Origin of the sequence: Acidipila sp. EB88, assembly GCF_003858395.1 — a bacterium.
GTDB lineage: Bacteria > Acidobacteriota > Terriglobia > Terriglobales > Acidobacteriaceae > EB88.
The window spans coordinates 3,933,681-3,950,224 of sequence record NZ_QWEV01000005.1; the positions used below are offsets into that span (position 1 = coordinate 3,933,681).

The following is a 16,544-nucleotide window of genomic DNA, read 5'->3' on the forward strand; positions in this document are numbered from 1 at the left end:
GAGCAAACGGGCGGCAGCCCGCGAGGTCGCGCCGCGGTTCATCGGATACACGGGTCACCGGCTTTGTGACGCCTGCGGGCGAGTCATCCCCACAGGTGAAGCTGAGCTGGATCCTGGGGGACTCGGCATCGTGCTTTTGCTGGCAGTGTTGCTGATTCTGATCACCATGCCGGTGATCCTGCGGCACCTCCATTAGCCAGCCCGGGATCTCAGCCCAGCTTCTCTTCAGCTACGGATTATTGACTGCCGTGATTCCTTCAAGCAAAGCTTCAAGAACTGAATCTAAATCATTTCGATGAAACGGATTACATGCAACAAGGAGCATGCCTGCTCCTACCCCACATGCGGTTAATAGCTGGCGAGTGCGACGATTGCCTTAAAGATCCGGTCCGGTTGCGGCAGGATTTCGTCCTCAAGCAGCGGCTGGTAGGCGACGAACGTGTCCATGCCCGCGACCCGCCGAACGGGCGCGTCCAGATCATCGAACAGTTCGTCTCCAATACGGGCCGCGATCTCGGCTCCGTAGCCCCAGCTCTGCATGTCTTCGTAGGCGACCAGCACGCGATTGGTCTTTACAACAGAAGTGGCAATGGCGTCCCAGTCGTAAGGGCTGAGGGTACGCAGATCGATCAGTTCCACCTGGAGCCCGAGTTCACGCTCGGCGCGTTGCGCTGCCTGCAGCGCACGAGGCACCACGGCGCCATAGGTGATGATGGTAAGGTCGGTGCCGGAGCGGACGGTTGCTGCCTTGCCAAAAGGAATGGTGTAGTCCGGCCCTGGATCCGCCGCGCGCCCGTAGGGTTCGCGGTAGAGTCGCTTGTGTTCAAGGAACAGCACCGGGTCGTCGCAGCGGATCGCTGTGCGCAGCAGCCCGTTGGCGTCGAGCGCGTTGGAAGGCATTACCACCCGGATGCCCGGGGTATGGGTGAACATCACCTCGCCTGACTGCGAGTGGTAAATGGAGCCGCCCGTCAGGTAGCCGCCGATCGGGCAGCGAATGACGAGAGGCGCCGAGAAGGTGCCATTCGAACGCCACCTGAGATTGGAAAGCTCGTTCCGCATCTGGTGCAGCGCCGGCCAGATGTAGTCGAAGAACTGGATCTCGACCACGGGCTTCATGCCGCGCACGGCATAGCCCAGCGCACGGCCGACGATGTTGGCTTCAGCCAGGGGTGAGTTGAACACCCGCTCTCCGCCAAACTCGGTCTGCAAACCAGCTGTGAGTTTGAAGACTCCGCCCTTGCCCTTGATCTCGCCGGCGCGCAATGCCGCCTCGCGGGAAGCATCAGCAACATCTTCGCCGTAGATCACGATGCGCTCGTCGCGTCGCATCTCCTCGTGCAGGCAGCTGTTGATCAGGTCCGCCATAGTGCGCGGCTTCGCGTCCGCGCTCGCCTGCGAGACAGTCGTCAGCCCAGGGCTGGTCGGGTCGTACCGCTCGGAATAGACGTGCCGCAGGATGCTGCTGATCTCCGGCAGCGCGGCATTCACGGCTCGGTCGGATGCCTCGTGCACTTCCACCTCGACGCTGTGTTCGAGCGCCTCGAGCGTGGCCGTGTCGGCAATGCCTTCGCGCAGCAGGCGCTCGCGAAAACGCGGCAAGGGATCTCGCGCCGCGTCGGCTGCGATCTCCTCTGCGCTGCGGTACGAGCGCTCATCATCCGATTCGGAGTGGGAGTAAGGGCGCACGACGTGCCCATGCACGAAGGCCGGCCCGTTCCCTGCCCGGCACCATGCCACGGCTCCCACCAGGGCGCTGTAGCTGGCGATCGGGTCCGTTCCATCGACTTCTGCAAAGAAAAAGTTGGGGAAGTTCTGCACCAGCTTCGAGATCGAGCCGCCCGGCGTGTTTACCTCGACCGGAGTGGAAATGGCATAGCCATTGTCCTCGATGACGTACACCACCGGCAGCTTCTGGTTGGAGGCGGTGTTGAGCGACTCCCAGAACTCGCCCTGGCTTGTAGAGCCTTCTCCGATCGAAAGGTATACGACCTCATCGCCATGAAAGGTGACGTCCTTGAACTCGCGGTAGTCGCCCTTGTGCGAAGCCGCCGCTTCGGGATGCCGCGCGAAGTAGCGGCCTGCTTCCGCGCAGCCGATGGCGTGGAGGCATTGCGTGGCAGTGACCGAGGAAGCAGAGACAATATTGAGCCGCGGATTCCCCCAGTGGCAGGGCATCTGCCGGCCGCCGCTTGATGGGTCATCCGCCGCGCCGACCCCTTGCAGCAGCAGATCCTCCACGGTGGAGCCCAGCGTGAGGCAGAGTGCGCGATCGCGATAGTAGGGAAAAAACCAGTCATAGCCTGGACGGAATGCCATGCCCGCGGCGACCAGCAGTGCTTCATGCCCGGCGCAGGAGATCTGGAAGAAGATCTTCTGCTGGCGCTTCAACTGGATTTCGCGATCGTCGGTCCGACGCGACAGCAGCATGAAGCGGTAGATGTGGACGAGCTGCTCGGGGCTGAGGCCGGCCCACGGTGCGCCGGCATTCCCGTGCAGACCAGGCTCTGTCTGTTTCGCAGCACCTGCAGCATCCGCCCCGGCTGGCTCCCGTACCGCAATCTCTCCCACCGCCATACAGCTCCTCCTGTGTTACCCGGCTGGTCCCTGTTTCGATGAACCCTGGCCGAAGCTCCAGTCTATAACTCGACGCCAGCCCAGGGTCGAACCCGAGCAAGGCTTCAGTAACCTCGCATCTTCTCCCGTACGCTCCGGGCGAGCTTCTCGATCTGCTCGCTACGCTTGATGACCGGGATCGAAAGCTGATCCTTGTTGCTTTTGGCTACTTCGTCGCGAAGCTGCTGGGCGAGTTGGAAGAGCTTTTCCGTGTCCGCCACCAGCTCCTTCTGCCGCTCGCTGTTTCGGCGGTCGGCGAGCTGCTCCTGCAAATGCTGGCCCTCTCCCCCGCTGTCGCCGTTGCGCCCGGCCCGCATCGTGGGATTAGAGCCGTCCGGCGGCACAGGGCTGTTGGGTTGCTGCGCATATGCCACTCCGTCTGATCGCAAGAGTCCGCCCATTGCTCCGCTCAGGAGCAAGGCACAGACAGCGGTGCGGACGGCGCCTCTCCGGAATCTGCTCAGACGGACTTTGCGACCCGAGTGTGCAACCGGTACGTCTAAACTTGAGCCACTGCGCATAGCGCACCCACCTGGGAAGGAAGAAACAATCGCATGCTACTCCTTTTCTCCGAAGCTTCGGCTGACCACAAGCGGCACAGCCTCGCCGACCTTTTTTCGCCCGACAAGCTCTTTGACACGGCTCAACACCTGTTGATCGACGTGCTACCCAAAGTCGCGATCATCGTCGCGATTGCCTGGGTGCTGATCCGGGTGCTTACCTACTTCACGGACCGGATGGCACGCATGGCCGAGAAGCATGCAGCGGCGGCGACCCGTATCTCGCAGGCCCGGACGCTCTCGTCGGTGGTGCGTGCCACCGGCGTCGGCGTCATCGGCTTTCTGGCCGTGCTGCAGATTCTGCCCATGATCGGCTTCAACCTGGCCCCACTGCTTGCCTCGGCCGGCGTCGCCGGTGTCGCTGTTGGCCTGGCTTGCCAGACCGTCGTAAAGGACTGTTTGAACGGCATGCTGGTGCTGGTCGAGGACCAGTACAACGTCGGGGACGTGATCAAGATCGCCGGGCTCTCCGGGCAGGTGGAGGCGATGAGCCTGCGCAAAACCATGTTGCGGGACGGCGATGGCACGCTGTATATCATCCCGAACTCGCAGATCACCACGGTTGCGAACCAGACCCGCGACTTCTCAGTCGCAACAATCAACGTTGATGTGGACTTCTCGGTAGACTCGGACGAAGTGATCAAGGTCCTGACCGAGACAGCCATGAGCGTCCGCAATGATCCGGAGTTCAAGGACGCGTTCCTCAAGGACCCGACTTTGCTCGGAGTCGACAGCGTCAAGGGTTCGGTCGTGACCTACCCCGTGATTATCAAGACGCTCGCCAACCAGCAGTGGGGTGCCAAGCGCGAACTGCAGCGCCGGATCCGCGCGGCGCTGGTCGAGCACGACATGCTGCCCGGCGACCCCAACCGCGTATACAACATCAAGGCGCCTCACACACTGGCAGCCGGGAACCAGCCGGCGACGAACCACCACGCAGCCGCGGGGTCCCCAGATCCGACCACGCTCAAGCCACAGGACATCAATCCGTTTACAGGCGAAGGCATGTAAGCGAGGGGTGTGGGTTGTGCGGCGCCCACGCTGCCGACAAGTGTTTTCTAAGTACCCTGCAACGCAACAAGCAGGGCCTCGGCGTCCGTGACAGGAGGCTGGCAGGTGTTTCCGCGGCAGACCACGGCGAAGCTCGCCGCCTGCAGCAGCTGTGGCAGGTGCGGCAGCGTCTCCGCAAGCACAGGAGGCAGCATTTCGGCCCGCACCTGCTCCCGCTTGAGCCGAAGCACACTCTTGTTGATAGCGAAGCGTGCCGACGCTGCCGCAGCCAGGATGCGCGCCTGCTCGTCTTCGCCGATAACAACGATCTGTACCGGTGGCAGTAATAGCCTTTCCAGGGCAAGCCCGTAGCTGGACGCGTATAAACCAAACTGCTCTACGATGCCGGCGAAGCATTCCAGAGTGTCTTCCGCCAGGTCGCGCAGGTTCTGGTCATCGTTCAACGCAGCAAGCCGCAGCAGCGCCGCAGCAGCGCTGGGGTTTCCAGCCGGGGTGGGTGCGTCCTGCAGCGGCTTGCGGCGGGTGCGCAACGCACCCAGCAGCTCCCCGGTACCCTGCGCCGTGTCAAAGAACCCGCCGTTTGCCCGGTCGGCAAAGCGATCGACCATGCTCGCCACAAGCTCTTCCGCAGCGGCATAGTAGCGCAGGCTGGCAGTGGCCTGCCAGGCATCCAGGCACGCGTGGATCATCAGGGCGTAATCATCCAGCACTGCCGGGGCGAAGCGGGCCGGCGTGTGCCCATCAGCGTACGCGACCACGTGTCGCAGTTGCTTCGCGGCTGCGTCCCAACCCTGGTCGAGCAGCCGATCCAGTGTGCGCAGGGCGAAGTCTCGGGTTGCCGGGCGTTCCAGGGCATCGGCAGCGGCCAGGTAAGCGCTGACGGCCATGGCATTCCAGCCGGTGTAGAGGGTGCGATCGATAAAGGGCGCGGGACGCTGCGCGCGCGCTGCCAGCAATTTGGCATGCCCCGCGCGCAGCAGCTCCGCGGCCTGCCGGGGTTCGAGGCCCGCGGTGGAGGCGACCTCCGCAAAGGGTCGTGGCACATGCAGAACGCACTTGGCCGGGTTGTGGTGCATGTCGCCCTGCGTGCGCACGTTGTAATACGTCACGGCAAGGCTTGATTCGGCCGGCACGTCCTCGAGCACAGCTTCCACCTCTGCGCGCGTCCAGGTGAAGTAGTCCCCATCGTCGTCCAGCGTGATATCGGCATCCTGAGACGCGTAGAAGCCGCCACGCTCCCTGTCGCTCAGCGTGCCGTCCATCCAGCGCAGCATGTCGACGGTCACCCGCGCGAACTCCGGCTCCACGAACGACTGGAAAGCATGCGCATAGTTCGCGAGGAGGCCGGCATTGTCGTACAGCATCTTCTCGAAGTGCGGCACTACCCAGCGCTCGTCGACCGAGTAGCGATGGAAGCCGCCGCCGAGCTGGTCGTACATGCCGCCGCGCGCCATGGCCTCGAGGGTAAAGGCTGCAGCGTGGCGCGTCTCGCTCGAGCCGGTGCGCCCCGCAAGGTCGAGCAGCAGGTCGAGCGCGGCAGGGTGTGGAAACTTGGGCGAGCTGCCAAAGCCCCCGTGCTCCCGGTCGAAGTCGCCCAGGATGCTGCCGGCCAGCGCGTCCACAAGCCCGGGGCCCAGCGAACCTGAATGCCCAGCGAAAGACTCGCCTTCCTCTACCGCTTCGAGCACTTCGGCAGCCGTTCGGTGCAGCTCGGTACGGCGCTCCCGCCAGACGCCGGCCAGTGTTTCCAGCACGCGTCGGAAACCCGGCCTACCTTCCACCTCCCCGGGTGGAAAGTACGTGCCGCCGAAGAACGGGCGCCCGTCCGATGTGAGGATCACGGTAAGTGGCCAGCCGCCCTGCCCGGCCATGGTCTGCACGGCCGACTGGTAGCGCGCGTCCACATCAGGCCGCTCATCGCGATCGACCTTGATCGCCACAAAATTCCGGTTGATCACCGCGGCCAGCGCGGCATTCTCGTAGGACTCGCGATCCATCACGTGGCACCAGTGACACCACACCGCGCCGATATCCAGCAGGATGGGCCTGTCCAGCCGCTTCGCCTCGGCAAAGGCGTCGGAACCCCACTCCCGCCACTGGACGGGCTGGTTCATGGCGGAGCGGAGATACGCGGAAGCAGCAGAAGCGAGTGCGTTGGTGGGGCCAGGCTGGGGATTGCTCATGAATCCCCAGTGTAGCCGCGGCAGCAGTGGACGCGAGCCGGTAGCACGGCCAACGATCAGGGCCGTGCGTAGTACCCCGTGCGCGCCCTTGCCTCCACACCACCCTCGGTGACCTTCACATCGACCTGGTGGTAGGGGTGGTCCGGCTCTCCCGGGATGGGGGAGAAATCCAGCTCGTAGTAGTTCTCCGCGTCCGCCACACTGCGCTGCAGCAGATCGGCGACCCCAGTGGAGTTGAGCGCGAGGCCACCGCTCTGCACGGCGAGCACCTGGAGGGCCAGGTTGCCGATCTGCATGTTGCTGGGTTTGTCGACACCCTTGAGGAACTCCTCGTAGTAGAGGGAGCGCCCCAGGCTTTCGCCCACGCCCAGCGGGTTCAGTGCGTACAGGGTGATCTGCGCCTGCCGCAGCTGGGTGGAAACATCCGCAGCGGTGCGGAACAGCGCGTCCTGTTGCTTGTTGGTGAGCTGGATGGCAGGGCCGCTCAGGATCGGCCAGCCGGGGGAGAGCCACAAGACCAATTTGCGTCCGGGACGAGCGGACTCGCGGGCGGCCAATTGCTGCAGCGCGGTGAGAGAAAGCTGCAGGCGGTCATCGGCTCCATAAATCCCTGCCGACCGGCGGATATCCCGCAGACCGATGGTGAAGCTCTTCAGGGCCGTGTTTACGGCATTGCCGTCCGTGGTGAAGCCCTGCTGCACCTGGTTGCCGCGATCGCTGAACACGGCCAACGCAGTGGGGTGCGCCAGATGGCCGCCGTTGGCCTCTAGAAACTTGCCGATCTGCTCACGCTCGTAGGCAATGGTGATGTAACTGGTATTGACCGCGTCGATGACCAGGATGACTTCAACCGGGGCGTTCGGACCCGTGTAGGCGTGAAAGCCGGTGATCGTCTGCGGACTCTTGTTGTCGAAGACCGTGAAGTCCTGCTGGTGCAGACCGGCAATGGGAGCACCCTTCGACGGCGCAACCACCACGTTGAGGCGAATAGTGTTGGCATCGGGCGCCGGTGCGGGTTGGGGAGGCTGCTGGGCGACCGCAAGGGCGGACGGAAGGCAAAGCGCCGAAAGCAGAAAAGGGAGCAGGACGCGTCGTGACATGCAACAACCTCGTCAATTCATGGCCGGGAGGAGCACCGGCAGGTGAGTCCATCCCCACGCAGGCGATGTACGGTTTTGAGCAATGGCTCCGCTACGCTGGACGCCGGCTGAACAGGATGCGCGGACATCCGCGATCCGCTTCGCGCCGCCACTGAGCACCGGTGCTGCAAGTATGATGAGAGAAGGACACTTATGGCACAGTTCAGTACTGCCGCGACCCTCACCGGCACCCATTCTCTCCATTCCTCCGCTCTCGATCGCGTTCAGAATCGCACCGCCCGTATCGGCATTGTTGGTATGGGCTATGTCGGCCTTCCCCTGGCCCTTCTGTTCTCCGAAGAGCGCTTCGCGGTAACCGGCTTCGATATTGACCCGAAAAAGGTGGAGACGCTCAACGCAGCCGGCTCCTACATCGTGCGTATCCCCGGAACAGAGATCGCGGCGGCGCAGCGTTCGGGTTTCCGCGCCACGGGCGACTTTGCCGCTGTCAGCGAAATGGATGCGGTGATTATCTGCGTGCCAACGCCGCTCTCCGAGCACCACGAACCAGATCTCAGCTACATCGAGCAGACCGCCAGCGCCATCGCTCCTTTTCTGCGAGCGGGCCAGCTAGTAGTGCTTGAGAGCACCACGTACCCCGGCACCACCGAAGAAGTTTTGATTCCACTGCTGGAGGCAGGTGCAGCCGGCGGACTGAAGGTGGTTCGCGGCGATCAGGAAGGGCTGTACGTAGCCTTTTCGCCGGAGCGCGAGGACCCCGGCAACGAGACAGTCGCCCGGCGCGACATTCCTAAGGTCATCGGCTCCTACGGCGAGCCCGCCGGGGAGCTGGCAGCGGCGCTGTACGGCACCATCTTCAACACCACCGTCCCCGTCTCTTCCCCGGCGGCGGCGGAAATGACCAAGCTGCTCGAGAACATCTACCGCTGCGTCAACATCGCACTGGTCAATGAACTGAAGCAGCTCTGCCAGCGCATGGACATCGACCTGTTTGAGGTCATCGATGCGGCCAAGACCAAGCCCTTCGGCTTCCAGGCGTTCTATCCCGGGCCGGGTCTGGGTGGCCACTGCATCCCGATCGATCCGTTCTACCTGTCGTGGAAGGCGAAGCAGTTCGACTTCCGCACCAAGTTCATCGAGCTTGCGGGCGAGGTGAACGAGGCAATGCCGCAGTACGTGATCGACCAGACCATGGAGGCGCTGAACCAGCGCCGCAAGCCGCTGAATGGCTCCCAGGTGCTGGTGCTTGGCCTCTCGTACAAGCGCGATATCGACGACCTGCGCGAATCCCCTTCGCTACCGATCATCGAGATGCTGCGTGCGCGGGGCGCAATGGTGAGTTACAACGATCCATTTTTCGCGCACGTGGGTCGCGGTCGCCAGTATGACCTCAACATGGACTGCACGCCCCTGACCGACCTTGGGCAGTACGACTGCGTGCTGATCGCCACTGACCACTCCGAGTATGACTACGCGCGGATCGTGGCGGAGGCGCAGCTCGTGGTGGATACGCGCAATGCTACCAAGGGGATCGAAAGCGACAAGATCGTGCGCTGCTGAGAGGGAGCGGGCGTCATTCGCCCGCTTTCATGCCTTGGGCCGTATCCAGCGCTGCTGGCGACTCAAGTTAAGAAGCCCCCGCATTGCCAGGATACGATCGGGCCGCTTCGAGGCAGCGGACGTGTCGTAAGCTGGTAGGGACTTTCCCGTACTGGAGTTTGACTTGAACGAGTTTCCGCGCCTCAGCCGCCTCCCTGCCTACGTCTTCAACATCACCGGCGAACTGAAAGCCGAGGCGCGCCGTCGCGGTGAAGACATCATCGACTTTGGCATGGGCAATCCCGATGGCGCGACGCCAAAGCACATCGTGGACAAGATGATCGAGGCAGCGCAGCGGCCAGAAACGCATCGCTACTCGCTGTCCAAGGGCATTCCGCGGCTGCGCAAGGCAATTACCAACTGGTATGGCCGCCGCTACAATGTCGATCTCGATCCAAACACCGAAGCGATTGTCACCATCGGCTCGAAAGAAGGCATCGCGCATCTGTGCATGGCAACGCTCGACAAGGGCGATATCGTGCTGGTGCCCAACCCCAGCTACCCGATCCACATCTACGGGCCAGTGATCGCAGGCGCGAGCATCCGCTCGGTTGCGATCCACGATACGGACACGTTCCTGGCGGAGCTCGAGCAGAGCATCCCGCTCATGTACCCCAAGCCGAAGATGCTGATCCTGAACTTTCCGGCGAACCCCACGACGCAGTGCGTCGGGCTGTCCTTCTTTGAGCGGGTGGTCGCGCTCTGCCGGGAGCATGGCATCTACCTCGTGCACGATCTCGCGTACGCTGACATCGTGTTCGATGGCTACCGCGCTCCGTCGGTGCTCGAGGTGCCGGGCGCCAAGGACATCGCGGTGGAGTTCTTTACGCTGTCGAAGAGTTACAACATGCCGGGCTGGCGGGTTGGCTTCATGGTCGGCAATCCGAAACTGGTCGCAGCATTGGCCCGGCTCAAAAGCTACGCCGACTACGGCACCTTCACGCCGATCCAGGTGGCCAGCATCCTTGCACTCGAGGGGCCGCAGGAGTGCGTTGCCGACATCACCAGCATCTACAAGCGGCGGCGCGACTACCTTGTCTCCGGACTGAACAAAATGGGCTGGCAGGTGACATCGCCCAAGGCCACGATGTTTGTGTGGGCGCCGATCCCCGAGGCTTACCGCACCGGCGAATACCGCAGCCATGAAGAAGATGCAGTGCCGCTCGGCTCACTCGAGTTCTCGACACGGCTCCTGAAAGAAGCCAAGGTAGCCGTCTCCCCCGGTATCGGGTTTGGCGAGTTCGGCGATGCGCATGTTCGCTTCTCGCTGATCGAAAATGAGGAGCGCACCCGGCAGGCCCTGCGGTGCATGCGGCAGATGTTTCAGCGCGACGGCGTGAACGAGCCGGCCCTGCTTTAGGCAGGCTCGTTCACGCGCGGCTAGCGCGAAGGTGTGGCCGCCCTCGCGATGAGCTTGGAGGTAGAAAAGCCTTCGACCGTCGGAACGATCTTGACTTCTCCGCCCCAGCTTCGCACTTCCTTTGCCCCTACCACGGTGGATTCGACGTAATCGCCACCCTTCACGATGACATCCGGTTTGAGCGCGATAATCAACTCCAGCGGCGTCGGCTCGTCGAACACGATCACGGCGTCGACCGCGGCAAGTGCAGCCAGCACGCGCCCACGGTCACGCTCCTGCACAACCGGCCGCGTCGGGCCTTTGAGTTCACTTACGGACCGGTCACTGTTGATGGCAACCACGAGGCGATCGCCTTGGCGGCGTGCATCTTCCATCAACGTGATGTGCCCCACGTGCAGCAGGTCAAAGCATCCGTTGGTAAACACCACGCGCTGCCCCTTGGAGCGCCATGCACCCACGCGGGTTTGCAGGTGCGCCAACTCCAGCAGCTTTTCCGAAGCCTGCAGCTCGATCTCAGGCATCAGGCTCGTGATCAGCTCGTCGCGGGTGATCGGCACGGTGCCCACCTTGCTGACGACTACGCCTGCGGCGATGTTGGCAAGGCGTACCGCGGCTTCGATCGGCAGGCCACTGGCCAGTGAAAGTGCAAGGGTTGCGATCACCGTGTCGCCCGCGCCGGAGACGTCAAACACCTGGCGAGCCACAGCCGGATACGTGTCCGTTCCGCCGGGGCGAACGACCGCTATCCCCTTTTCGCTCAGCGTGACGGTCAGGTAATCGAGTTCAAGCGCGGGCAGCATCGCCGTGGCCGCTTCGAGCAATGGCTCGATCTCCTTCGGCGGAATCCCGGTTGCAACCGAAAGCTCCTGGAGGTTCGGGCAGATGGTGGTTGCGCCCCGATAGCGGCTGAAGTCGCGATGCTTCGGATCCACAAGCACGGGGATCCCAAGCCTGCGGGCGGTATCGATCACCTCGCGGCAGACCTGTTCCGACAGCACGCCCTTGGCGTAGTCCGAAAGCACCACGGCGCGAACTTCGGGCAGCACCGCGATGATGCCCCGCAGCATGCTCGCGTAGGCGTCTTCCGGGTAGCCCTTGGTCTTCTCCACGTCGAGACGCAGGATCTGTTGCTGACCGCCGAGGATTCTCAGCTTCGAGGTGGTAGGGTGCCCGTCAACAATGGTGAGCTGTGTATCCACGCCGACCCTGTCGAGGCAGGCTTCTAAGACAGAACGTTCTTCATCGTTCCCGGCAAACCCGGCAAGTGTCACTTTGGCGCCGAGGCCGGCAATGTTCATGGCGACGTTGGCGGCACCGCCGGGCTGCTCGCTCCTGCGCGCCAGTCGCACCACGGGCACGGGCGCCTCCGGCGAAATGCGTTCCACATCGCCCCAGATATAGCGGTCCAGCATCACATCGCCGATCACGAGTACACGCGTCTCGCGCCAGTCGCCTTCCACGCGGGTCACAATCGGGTGCAGGTCATCCATACGGTCTGCGCTCAACCCACCAGTCATCCGAGTTACCCGTCCTTCTTCGCGCCGCTCTGCTGGCACCAGGCAAGTTCAATCCAGTCACACAGCATGTGGCCGCACAGGATGTGGCCCTCCTGCACGCGCGCCGTATCCTTGGTGGGTACACAGATGGCCGCGTTCGCAATGCCGGCCATCTTGTTGCCACCCTGGCCGGTAAACGCCACGGTATACGCGCCAGCCTGCTTCGCTGCTTCCAGCGCCGCCACAACGTTGGGGCTGTTGCCCGAGGTGGAGATACCGACCACCACATCGCCCGGCTCGCACAGTGCGATCACCTGGCGACTGAAAATCTGTTCGTAACCGTAGTCGTTACCAATAGAGGTCAGGATGGACGTGTCGGTTGTGAGCGCGATCGAGGCAAGCGCCTTGCGCTCGCGGCGGAAGCGGCCGACAAACTCTGCTGCCAGGTGCTGCGCATCGGCAGCCGAGCCGCCATTGCCGCACCACAACACCTTGTTCCCGGCCATGACCGCGTCTGTCATCTCGCGGGCGATTGTTTCCAGCACCGGCTGTTGCGCCTTAAGGTCCTGGATTACCTGGAGATGTTCATCAAAAGCCTGATTGAAAACCGCTTCGCCCGTCAGCTCCGTCGTCGTCATACACCCTCTTCTGGTCGTGCTGCGTGTGCCCCGCGTGTCGCGGGGCGACGCTTTCGCTATGATATCCCGTGTGAAGACGGCAATTAGTTACAGAGGTATCCAGACAGTCTTTCTTGATCGCGATGGTGTACTCAACCGCAAGGCGCCCGAAGGCGAGTATGTCTCCCGCTGGGACCTGTTCCACCCGCTGCCTGGCATCGAGGAGGCGCTGCACCGGCTGAACGTTGCCGGCATCGCCGTATATGTCGTCACGAATCAGCGTGGCGTTGCCCTTGGCCTCTACACTACCCGCGACGTGGAACACTTGCATGCGCGGCTTCAGGAAGACCTACGCGCCCACGATGCGCGGGTCGACGGCTTCTTCTACTGCCCTCACGACAAGGGTGTCTGCGATTGCCGGAAGCCTAAAACAGGGCTGTTTGAGCAGGCGCGTGCCTTGCACCCAGAGATCGATTACGCCACCAGCCTGATGGTCGGCGATTCCGTGTCAGACATCGAGGCCGGGCAGCGCGCGGGCATGCGCACCATCTTCATCGAAGGGGAGCCCGAACGGCAAAAGCCCGGGGCAGACCGTGGACGAACGCTTGCTGATGCGGTGAGCACATCGCTTGGCGCGGCGGTGGAGTTGATCCTGCGCGACCAGTAAGCAAGAACCCACGCCCGGCGCTGGCGCGGGTTCTTACGCAGCGGAGCGGAGCCAGGTCCGCTCTCGCTCCATCGTGCGGTATCGCTGTACCGTGTTCGCGAAAGCCCTAGGCGTTGATCTCGGCCAGGGACTCGAAGGTTTCGCGGACCCCCTCCTCAAGCGGCGTGAACTTGAGGGTGCAGCCAGTCTGCCGCAGCGCATCAAGGTCAGCCTCGGTGAAGTGCTGGTAGCGTGCATCAAGGTCCTGCGGGAACGGGATGTACTCGATCGGCACCTCTCCGTGCACCGCCATCAATGACTTCGCGACTTCGTTAAAGGTCCGCGAGGTTCCGGAGCCTGCGTTGACGATGGCGTGGTACTTCTTCTGCTCGGCAGCCGGTACGCCGATGCCCGCAAAGAGCAGGTTCAACCGGCATAGATCGCGCACGTACACAAAGTCGCGACGCTGCTCGCCATCCGTGTACCCGCCGGAACCGGCGAACAGGCGAACCTTGCCCATTTCCAGCATCTGCTTGGTGAAGTGGTGGATGACGGAGGCCATGCGGCCCTTATGCTGTTCGCGCGGCCCATACACGTTGAAGTAGCGAAGCCCGACAACCGTGGTGGACACGGCGCCCTTCTGAAACAGGTCGCGCACATAGTGGTCGAACACCAGCTTCGAGAAGCCATAAACATTGAGTGGCTTCTCGTTGGCATGGGTCGGCGAGAACTTGCCCGGGCCACTCAGCCCGTACACAGCCGCCGTGGATGCGTACACCAGCGGCGCATCCATCGCGACCGCATAGCGCAACACTTCCTTGGAATACGTGAAGTTGTTGTCCATCATGTAGATTCCGTCGTCGACCAGAGTGTTGGAGCAGGCGCCCTGGTGCAGGATCGCCTCCACCCGCGGGAGTCCGAGCGAGTTCGCGGCAAGCGCGCGACGGAACTCATGCTTGTCCATGTAATCCACAAACCGCGCGCCATGGAGGTTCAGCGTCTTGCGGGCGTCGGCAAGATTGTCGACTACGAGGATATCGGTGATGCCGATGCGATTGAGTTCATGAACGAGGTTGCTGCCGATGAAGCCGGCGCCGCCGGTGACGATATACATGATGGACTTTCTTTCTCCCGGCGCTGCGCCGGGGTGTATCCCGTTAGTTCGTGTACGCTGCCGCGGCCGTGGAGCGTGCCCGGCCATCCCGCCAGGCAGCCTCGGCGGCCTGAAACATCTCATCCGGCGAGATGCTCGTGAGGCAACGCTTCTGGTTGACCGTACAGACTTCGAGATCGCAGTTTGAGCATGGCAACGGGTGATACACAACCCGATGTCCATGGCCTGCCGGGTACCAGATGCCAGGCTCCGTCCGCGAGGCGAACGCGATGGCACAAGGCACACCAGCAGCCGCCGCAAAGTGCATTGGTCCGGAATCGGGCCCCAGGAAGAGCTCAGTACGCGCCAATGCCGCCGCCGTTACTCTGGGAGCGAGAGCACCGCAGAGGTTCAGAACGCGACCACTCCAACCGGTCGATACTTCATCGCTCACCGACGCGTCATCCTTGGCGCCAACGAGGATCAGGCCGTGCTCTGGGTGCGCCGCGGCCAGTTTGTCGAGCAGCGCACGCCAGGAGGCCGCACCCCAGTCCTTGGCCTGCATCTTGGTTCCGGGTCCACACGCAATGAGCGCTTTCCCCGCTAAAGGTGCGAGAGCCTGTGCAGCTTTCGCCTGCTCTTCAGGAGTAAGTCGCAGATCCCAGTTGGACAGGTCGTTCACATCGAGCGGGCCGAGCGCAGCGACGGAACGTGCCAGTCGCGCGGCTTCGCTCTCCCACAGTCCACCCGTGCCTTGCGGCGGCAGGTTCTCACCCAGCGTGCCGACCGGGAGGCCCACGATGTTGCGCACACCACAAATCAACTGGAAGAACTTGCGATCGCGTGCAATGACGGCTTCGCCACGAGGCTTGGTGAGATAGACCAGCAGGTCAGGTCGATAGACACGGATGGAAAGGGCGATTTTGGCGAGGGTCCACGGATTGCGGGTGCCCACCGCATAACTCATGTAGCCCGTGATCAGGCCGGAGTGGTCGAGGATGGCGGAGGCCGGAGCTGCTTTTCCATGCACAGGGTGGTTCGAAAGCATGCGCCGCTCGGCATTGGGGAAAAGCCGTGCGACAAGGTGCAAGGATGGCAGGACGACCATGGTATCGCCCAGCGACCCAAGACGATAGATAAGGATCCGGCGGACGCGGGAGCGTGCCGCCGGATCCGATAGTGCGTTGGCTGTTGCCATGCGATCGATTGCTCTGCCGTCCCTTACTTGCCGACGGTGGCGAGCATCTGGCTCTCGATCCACGCGTAGGTCTTTGCCATGCCATCACGCAGCTTGATGGACGGCTCCCAACCCATGTACTTCTGGATCAGCGTGTTGTCGGAATTGCGGCCGTTGACACCTTTGGGCGCGCCCAGATTGTACTTGCGCTCAAGCTTGATGCCCGCGATGTCCTCAACGATGTCAACCAGCTGGTTGATCGTCACCAGCTCGCTTGAACCAAGGTTGATCGGCTCATCGATATCGCTTTCCAGGATCGCCTGCGTGCCCTTGGTGCAGTCGTCGATGTACATGAACGAGCGGGTCTGGTGGCCATCGCCCCAGATCTCGATCTCATGCTTGCCGCTCTGCTTGGCCTCGATGACCTTGCGGCACATCGCAGCGGGCGCCTTTTCACGGCCGCCCTCGTAGGTTCCGAGGGGGCCGTACACATTGTGGTAGCGGGCGACGCGGGCGGTGAGGCCGTAGTCCTCCTCGAAGTGCCGGCACATGCGCTCGGAGAACAGCTTCTCCCATCCGTAACCGTCCTCGGGCAGTGCTGGGTACGCATCTTCTTCTTTGAGTGCAACCACGTCCGGGTTGGTCTGCTTTTCGCCGTTGTACACGCAGGCAGACGATGAGAAGAAGAAGCGCTCAATCCCAGCCTGGCGTGCGGCCATCAGCATGTGTGTGTTGGTCAACACGCTCAGCATGCAGAGCGCCTTGTTGTTCTCGATGAATCCCATGCCGCCCATGTCTGCAGCCAGCTGGAAAACCACTTCGGTGCCGTCAGCTGCAGTCTGGCAGTTCGCCCGGTCACGCAGATCGAGCGACAGGTTCTCGACGCCGTCACTGGTCTGGTACCACTCGTCCAGGGGCTTGATGTCGACCGCGCGGACCACGTTCACGCCGTTCGCCAGAAGATCTTTCACAAGATGGCCGCCAATGAACCCGCCAGCACCACAGACAACTACTTTTTCGTTTTTGAGCTTCATAAGCGACCTTTACTCCCTGTTAAGAAACTTGACTCGTTCACCATGTCACAGC

Annotated in this window: 13 protein-coding genes; 4 read left to right on the forward strand and 9 right to left on the reverse strand. The window is 62.6% G+C overall.

Features of this window, described 5'->3' with window-relative positions; translation table 11 throughout:
• Positions 1–348: 348 nt before the first annotated feature.
• Entirely contained in the window at positions 349–2,577 is a 2,229-nt protein-coding gene (locus D1Y84_RS16500) for a thiamine pyrophosphate-dependent enzyme (protein WP_124849664.1), read from the reverse strand.
• A 104-nt stretch (positions 2,578–2,681) separates the two neighbouring features.
• Positions 2,682–2,960: a hypothetical protein gene (locus tag D1Y84_RS16505; RefSeq protein ID WP_124849665.1), complete on the reverse strand. Its 279-nt coding sequence runs from the start codon at positions 2,958–2,960 to the stop codon at positions 2,682–2,684.
• Positions 2,961–3,170: 210 nt separating this feature from the next.
• Here D1Y84_RS16505 and D1Y84_RS16510 point away from each other — a divergent pair, with 210 nt between their 5' ends.
• A complete protein-coding gene (locus D1Y84_RS16510) occupies positions 3,171–4,187 on the forward strand; it encodes a mechanosensitive ion channel family protein (protein WP_124849666.1) in 1,017 nt (338 codons plus the stop codon).
• A 47-nt stretch (positions 4,188–4,234) separates the two neighbouring features.
• Here D1Y84_RS16510 and D1Y84_RS16515 read toward each other — a convergent pair whose 3' ends face one another.
• Both D1Y84_RS16515 and D1Y84_RS16520 read right to left on the reverse strand, forming a co-directional pair.
• A complete protein-coding gene (locus tag D1Y84_RS16515) occupies positions 4,235–6,370 on the reverse strand; it encodes a thioredoxin domain-containing protein (RefSeq protein WP_124849667.1) in 2,136 nt (711 codons plus the stop codon).
• Between the two features lie 56 nt (positions 6,371–6,426).
• Entirely contained in the window at positions 6,427–7,470 is a 1,044-nt protein-coding gene (locus D1Y84_RS16520; RefSeq protein WP_124849668.1) for a VWA domain-containing protein, read from the reverse strand.
• 192 nt (positions 7,471–7,662) lie between these two features.
• Here D1Y84_RS16520 and D1Y84_RS16525 point away from each other — a divergent pair, with 192 nt between their 5' ends.
• Together D1Y84_RS16525 and alaC are read left to right on the forward strand one after the other, a co-directional pair.
• Positions 7,663–9,030, forward strand: coding sequence for a nucleotide sugar dehydrogenase (locus D1Y84_RS16525; protein ID WP_124849669.1), 1,368 nt, complete (start codon positions 7,663–7,665; stop codon positions 9,028–9,030).
• A 163-nt stretch (positions 9,031–9,193) separates the two neighbouring features.
• Positions 9,194–10,429, forward strand: coding sequence for an alanine transaminase (gene alaC, locus D1Y84_RS16530; protein ID WP_124849670.1), 1,236 nt, complete (start codon positions 9,194–9,196; stop codon positions 10,427–10,429).
• A gap of 20 nt (positions 10,430–10,449) precedes the next feature.
• On the opposite strand, the gene hldE is transcribed toward alaC, so the two are convergent.
• Entirely contained in the window at positions 10,450–11,946 is a 1,497-nt protein-coding gene (gene hldE / locus D1Y84_RS16535) for a bifunctional D-glycero-beta-D-manno-heptose-7-phosphate kinase/D-glycero-beta-D-manno-heptose 1-phosphate adenylyltransferase HldE (RefSeq protein ID WP_233581494.1), read from the reverse strand.
• Between the two features lie 5 nt (positions 11,947–11,951).
• Positions 11,952–12,563, reverse strand: a complete 612-nt coding sequence (locus D1Y84_RS16540; RefSeq protein WP_124849671.1) for an SIS domain-containing protein — start codon at positions 12,561–12,563, stop codon at positions 11,952–11,954.
• A 70-nt stretch (positions 12,564–12,633) separates the two neighbouring features.
• Here D1Y84_RS16540 and D1Y84_RS16545 point away from each other — a divergent pair, with 70 nt between their 5' ends.
• Positions 12,634–13,209, forward strand: coding sequence for an HAD-IIIA family hydrolase (locus D1Y84_RS16545; protein ID WP_233581495.1), 576 nt, complete (start codon positions 12,634–12,636; stop codon positions 13,207–13,209).
• 106 nt (positions 13,210–13,315) lie between these two features.
• Here D1Y84_RS16545 and rfaD read toward each other — a convergent pair whose 3' ends face one another.
• The 3 genes from rfaD to D1Y84_RS16560 are packed head-to-tail and all read right to left on the reverse strand — an operon-like array spanning position 13,316 to position 16,492.
• The gene (gene rfaD / locus D1Y84_RS16550; protein ID WP_124849673.1) at positions 13,316–14,302 is read right to left on the reverse strand and encodes an ADP-glyceromanno-heptose 6-epimerase; all 987 of its coding nucleotides are present in this window, start codon (positions 14,300–14,302) and stop codon (positions 13,316–13,318) included.
• A 43-nt stretch (positions 14,303–14,345) separates the two neighbouring features.
• Positions 14,346–15,479 carry a glycosyltransferase family 9 protein gene (locus D1Y84_RS16555; RefSeq protein WP_124849674.1) on the reverse strand — a complete coding sequence of 378 codons (1,134 nt, stop codon included), beginning with the start codon at positions 15,477–15,479 and terminating at the stop codon, positions 14,346–14,348.
• A 23-nt stretch (positions 15,480–15,502) separates the two neighbouring features.
• A complete protein-coding gene (locus tag D1Y84_RS16560; protein ID WP_124849675.1) occupies positions 15,503–16,492 on the reverse strand; it encodes an NAD-dependent epimerase/dehydratase family protein in 990 nt (329 codons plus the stop codon).
• Positions 16,493–16,544: the final 52 nt, after the last annotated feature.

Bases quoted from the DNA above. Each gene is read 5' to 3' on its own strand.
- D1Y84_RS16500 (WP_124849664.1), bottom strand. From the start codon at position 2,577: ATGGCGGTGGGAGAGATTGCGGTACGGGAGCCAGCCGGGGCGGATGCT.
- hldE (WP_233581494.1), bottom strand. From the start codon at position 11,946: ATGACTGGTGGGTTGAGCGCAGACCGTATGGATGACCTGCACCCGATT.
- D1Y84_RS16515 (WP_124849667.1), bottom strand. From the start codon at position 6,370: ATGAGCAATCCCCAGCCTGGCCCCACCAACGCACTCGCTTCTGCTGCT.
- D1Y84_RS16510 (WP_124849666.1), top strand. From the start codon at position 3,171: ATGCTACTCCTTTTCTCCGAAGCTTCGGCTGACCACAAGCGGCACAGC.
- D1Y84_RS16525 (WP_124849669.1), top strand. From the start codon at position 7,663: ATGGCACAGTTCAGTACTGCCGCGACCCTCACCGGCACCCATTCTCTC.
- rfaD (WP_124849673.1), bottom strand. From the start codon at position 14,302: ATGTATATCGTCACCGGCGGCGCCGGCTTCATCGGCAGCAACCTCGTT.
- D1Y84_RS16520 (WP_124849668.1), bottom strand. From the start codon at position 7,470: ATGTCACGACGCGTCCTGCTCCCTTTTCTGCTTTCGGCGCTTTGCCTT.
- D1Y84_RS16540 (WP_124849671.1), bottom strand. From the start codon at position 12,563: ATGACGACGACGGAGCTGACGGGCGAAGCGGTTTTCAATCAGGCTTTT.
- D1Y84_RS16560 (WP_124849675.1), bottom strand. From the start codon at position 16,492: ATGAAGCTCAAAAACGAAAAAGTAGTTGTCTGTGGTGCTGGCGGGTTC.
- D1Y84_RS16555 (WP_124849674.1), bottom strand. From the start codon at position 15,479: ATGGCAACAGCCAACGCACTATCGGATCCGGCGGCACGCTCCCGCGTC.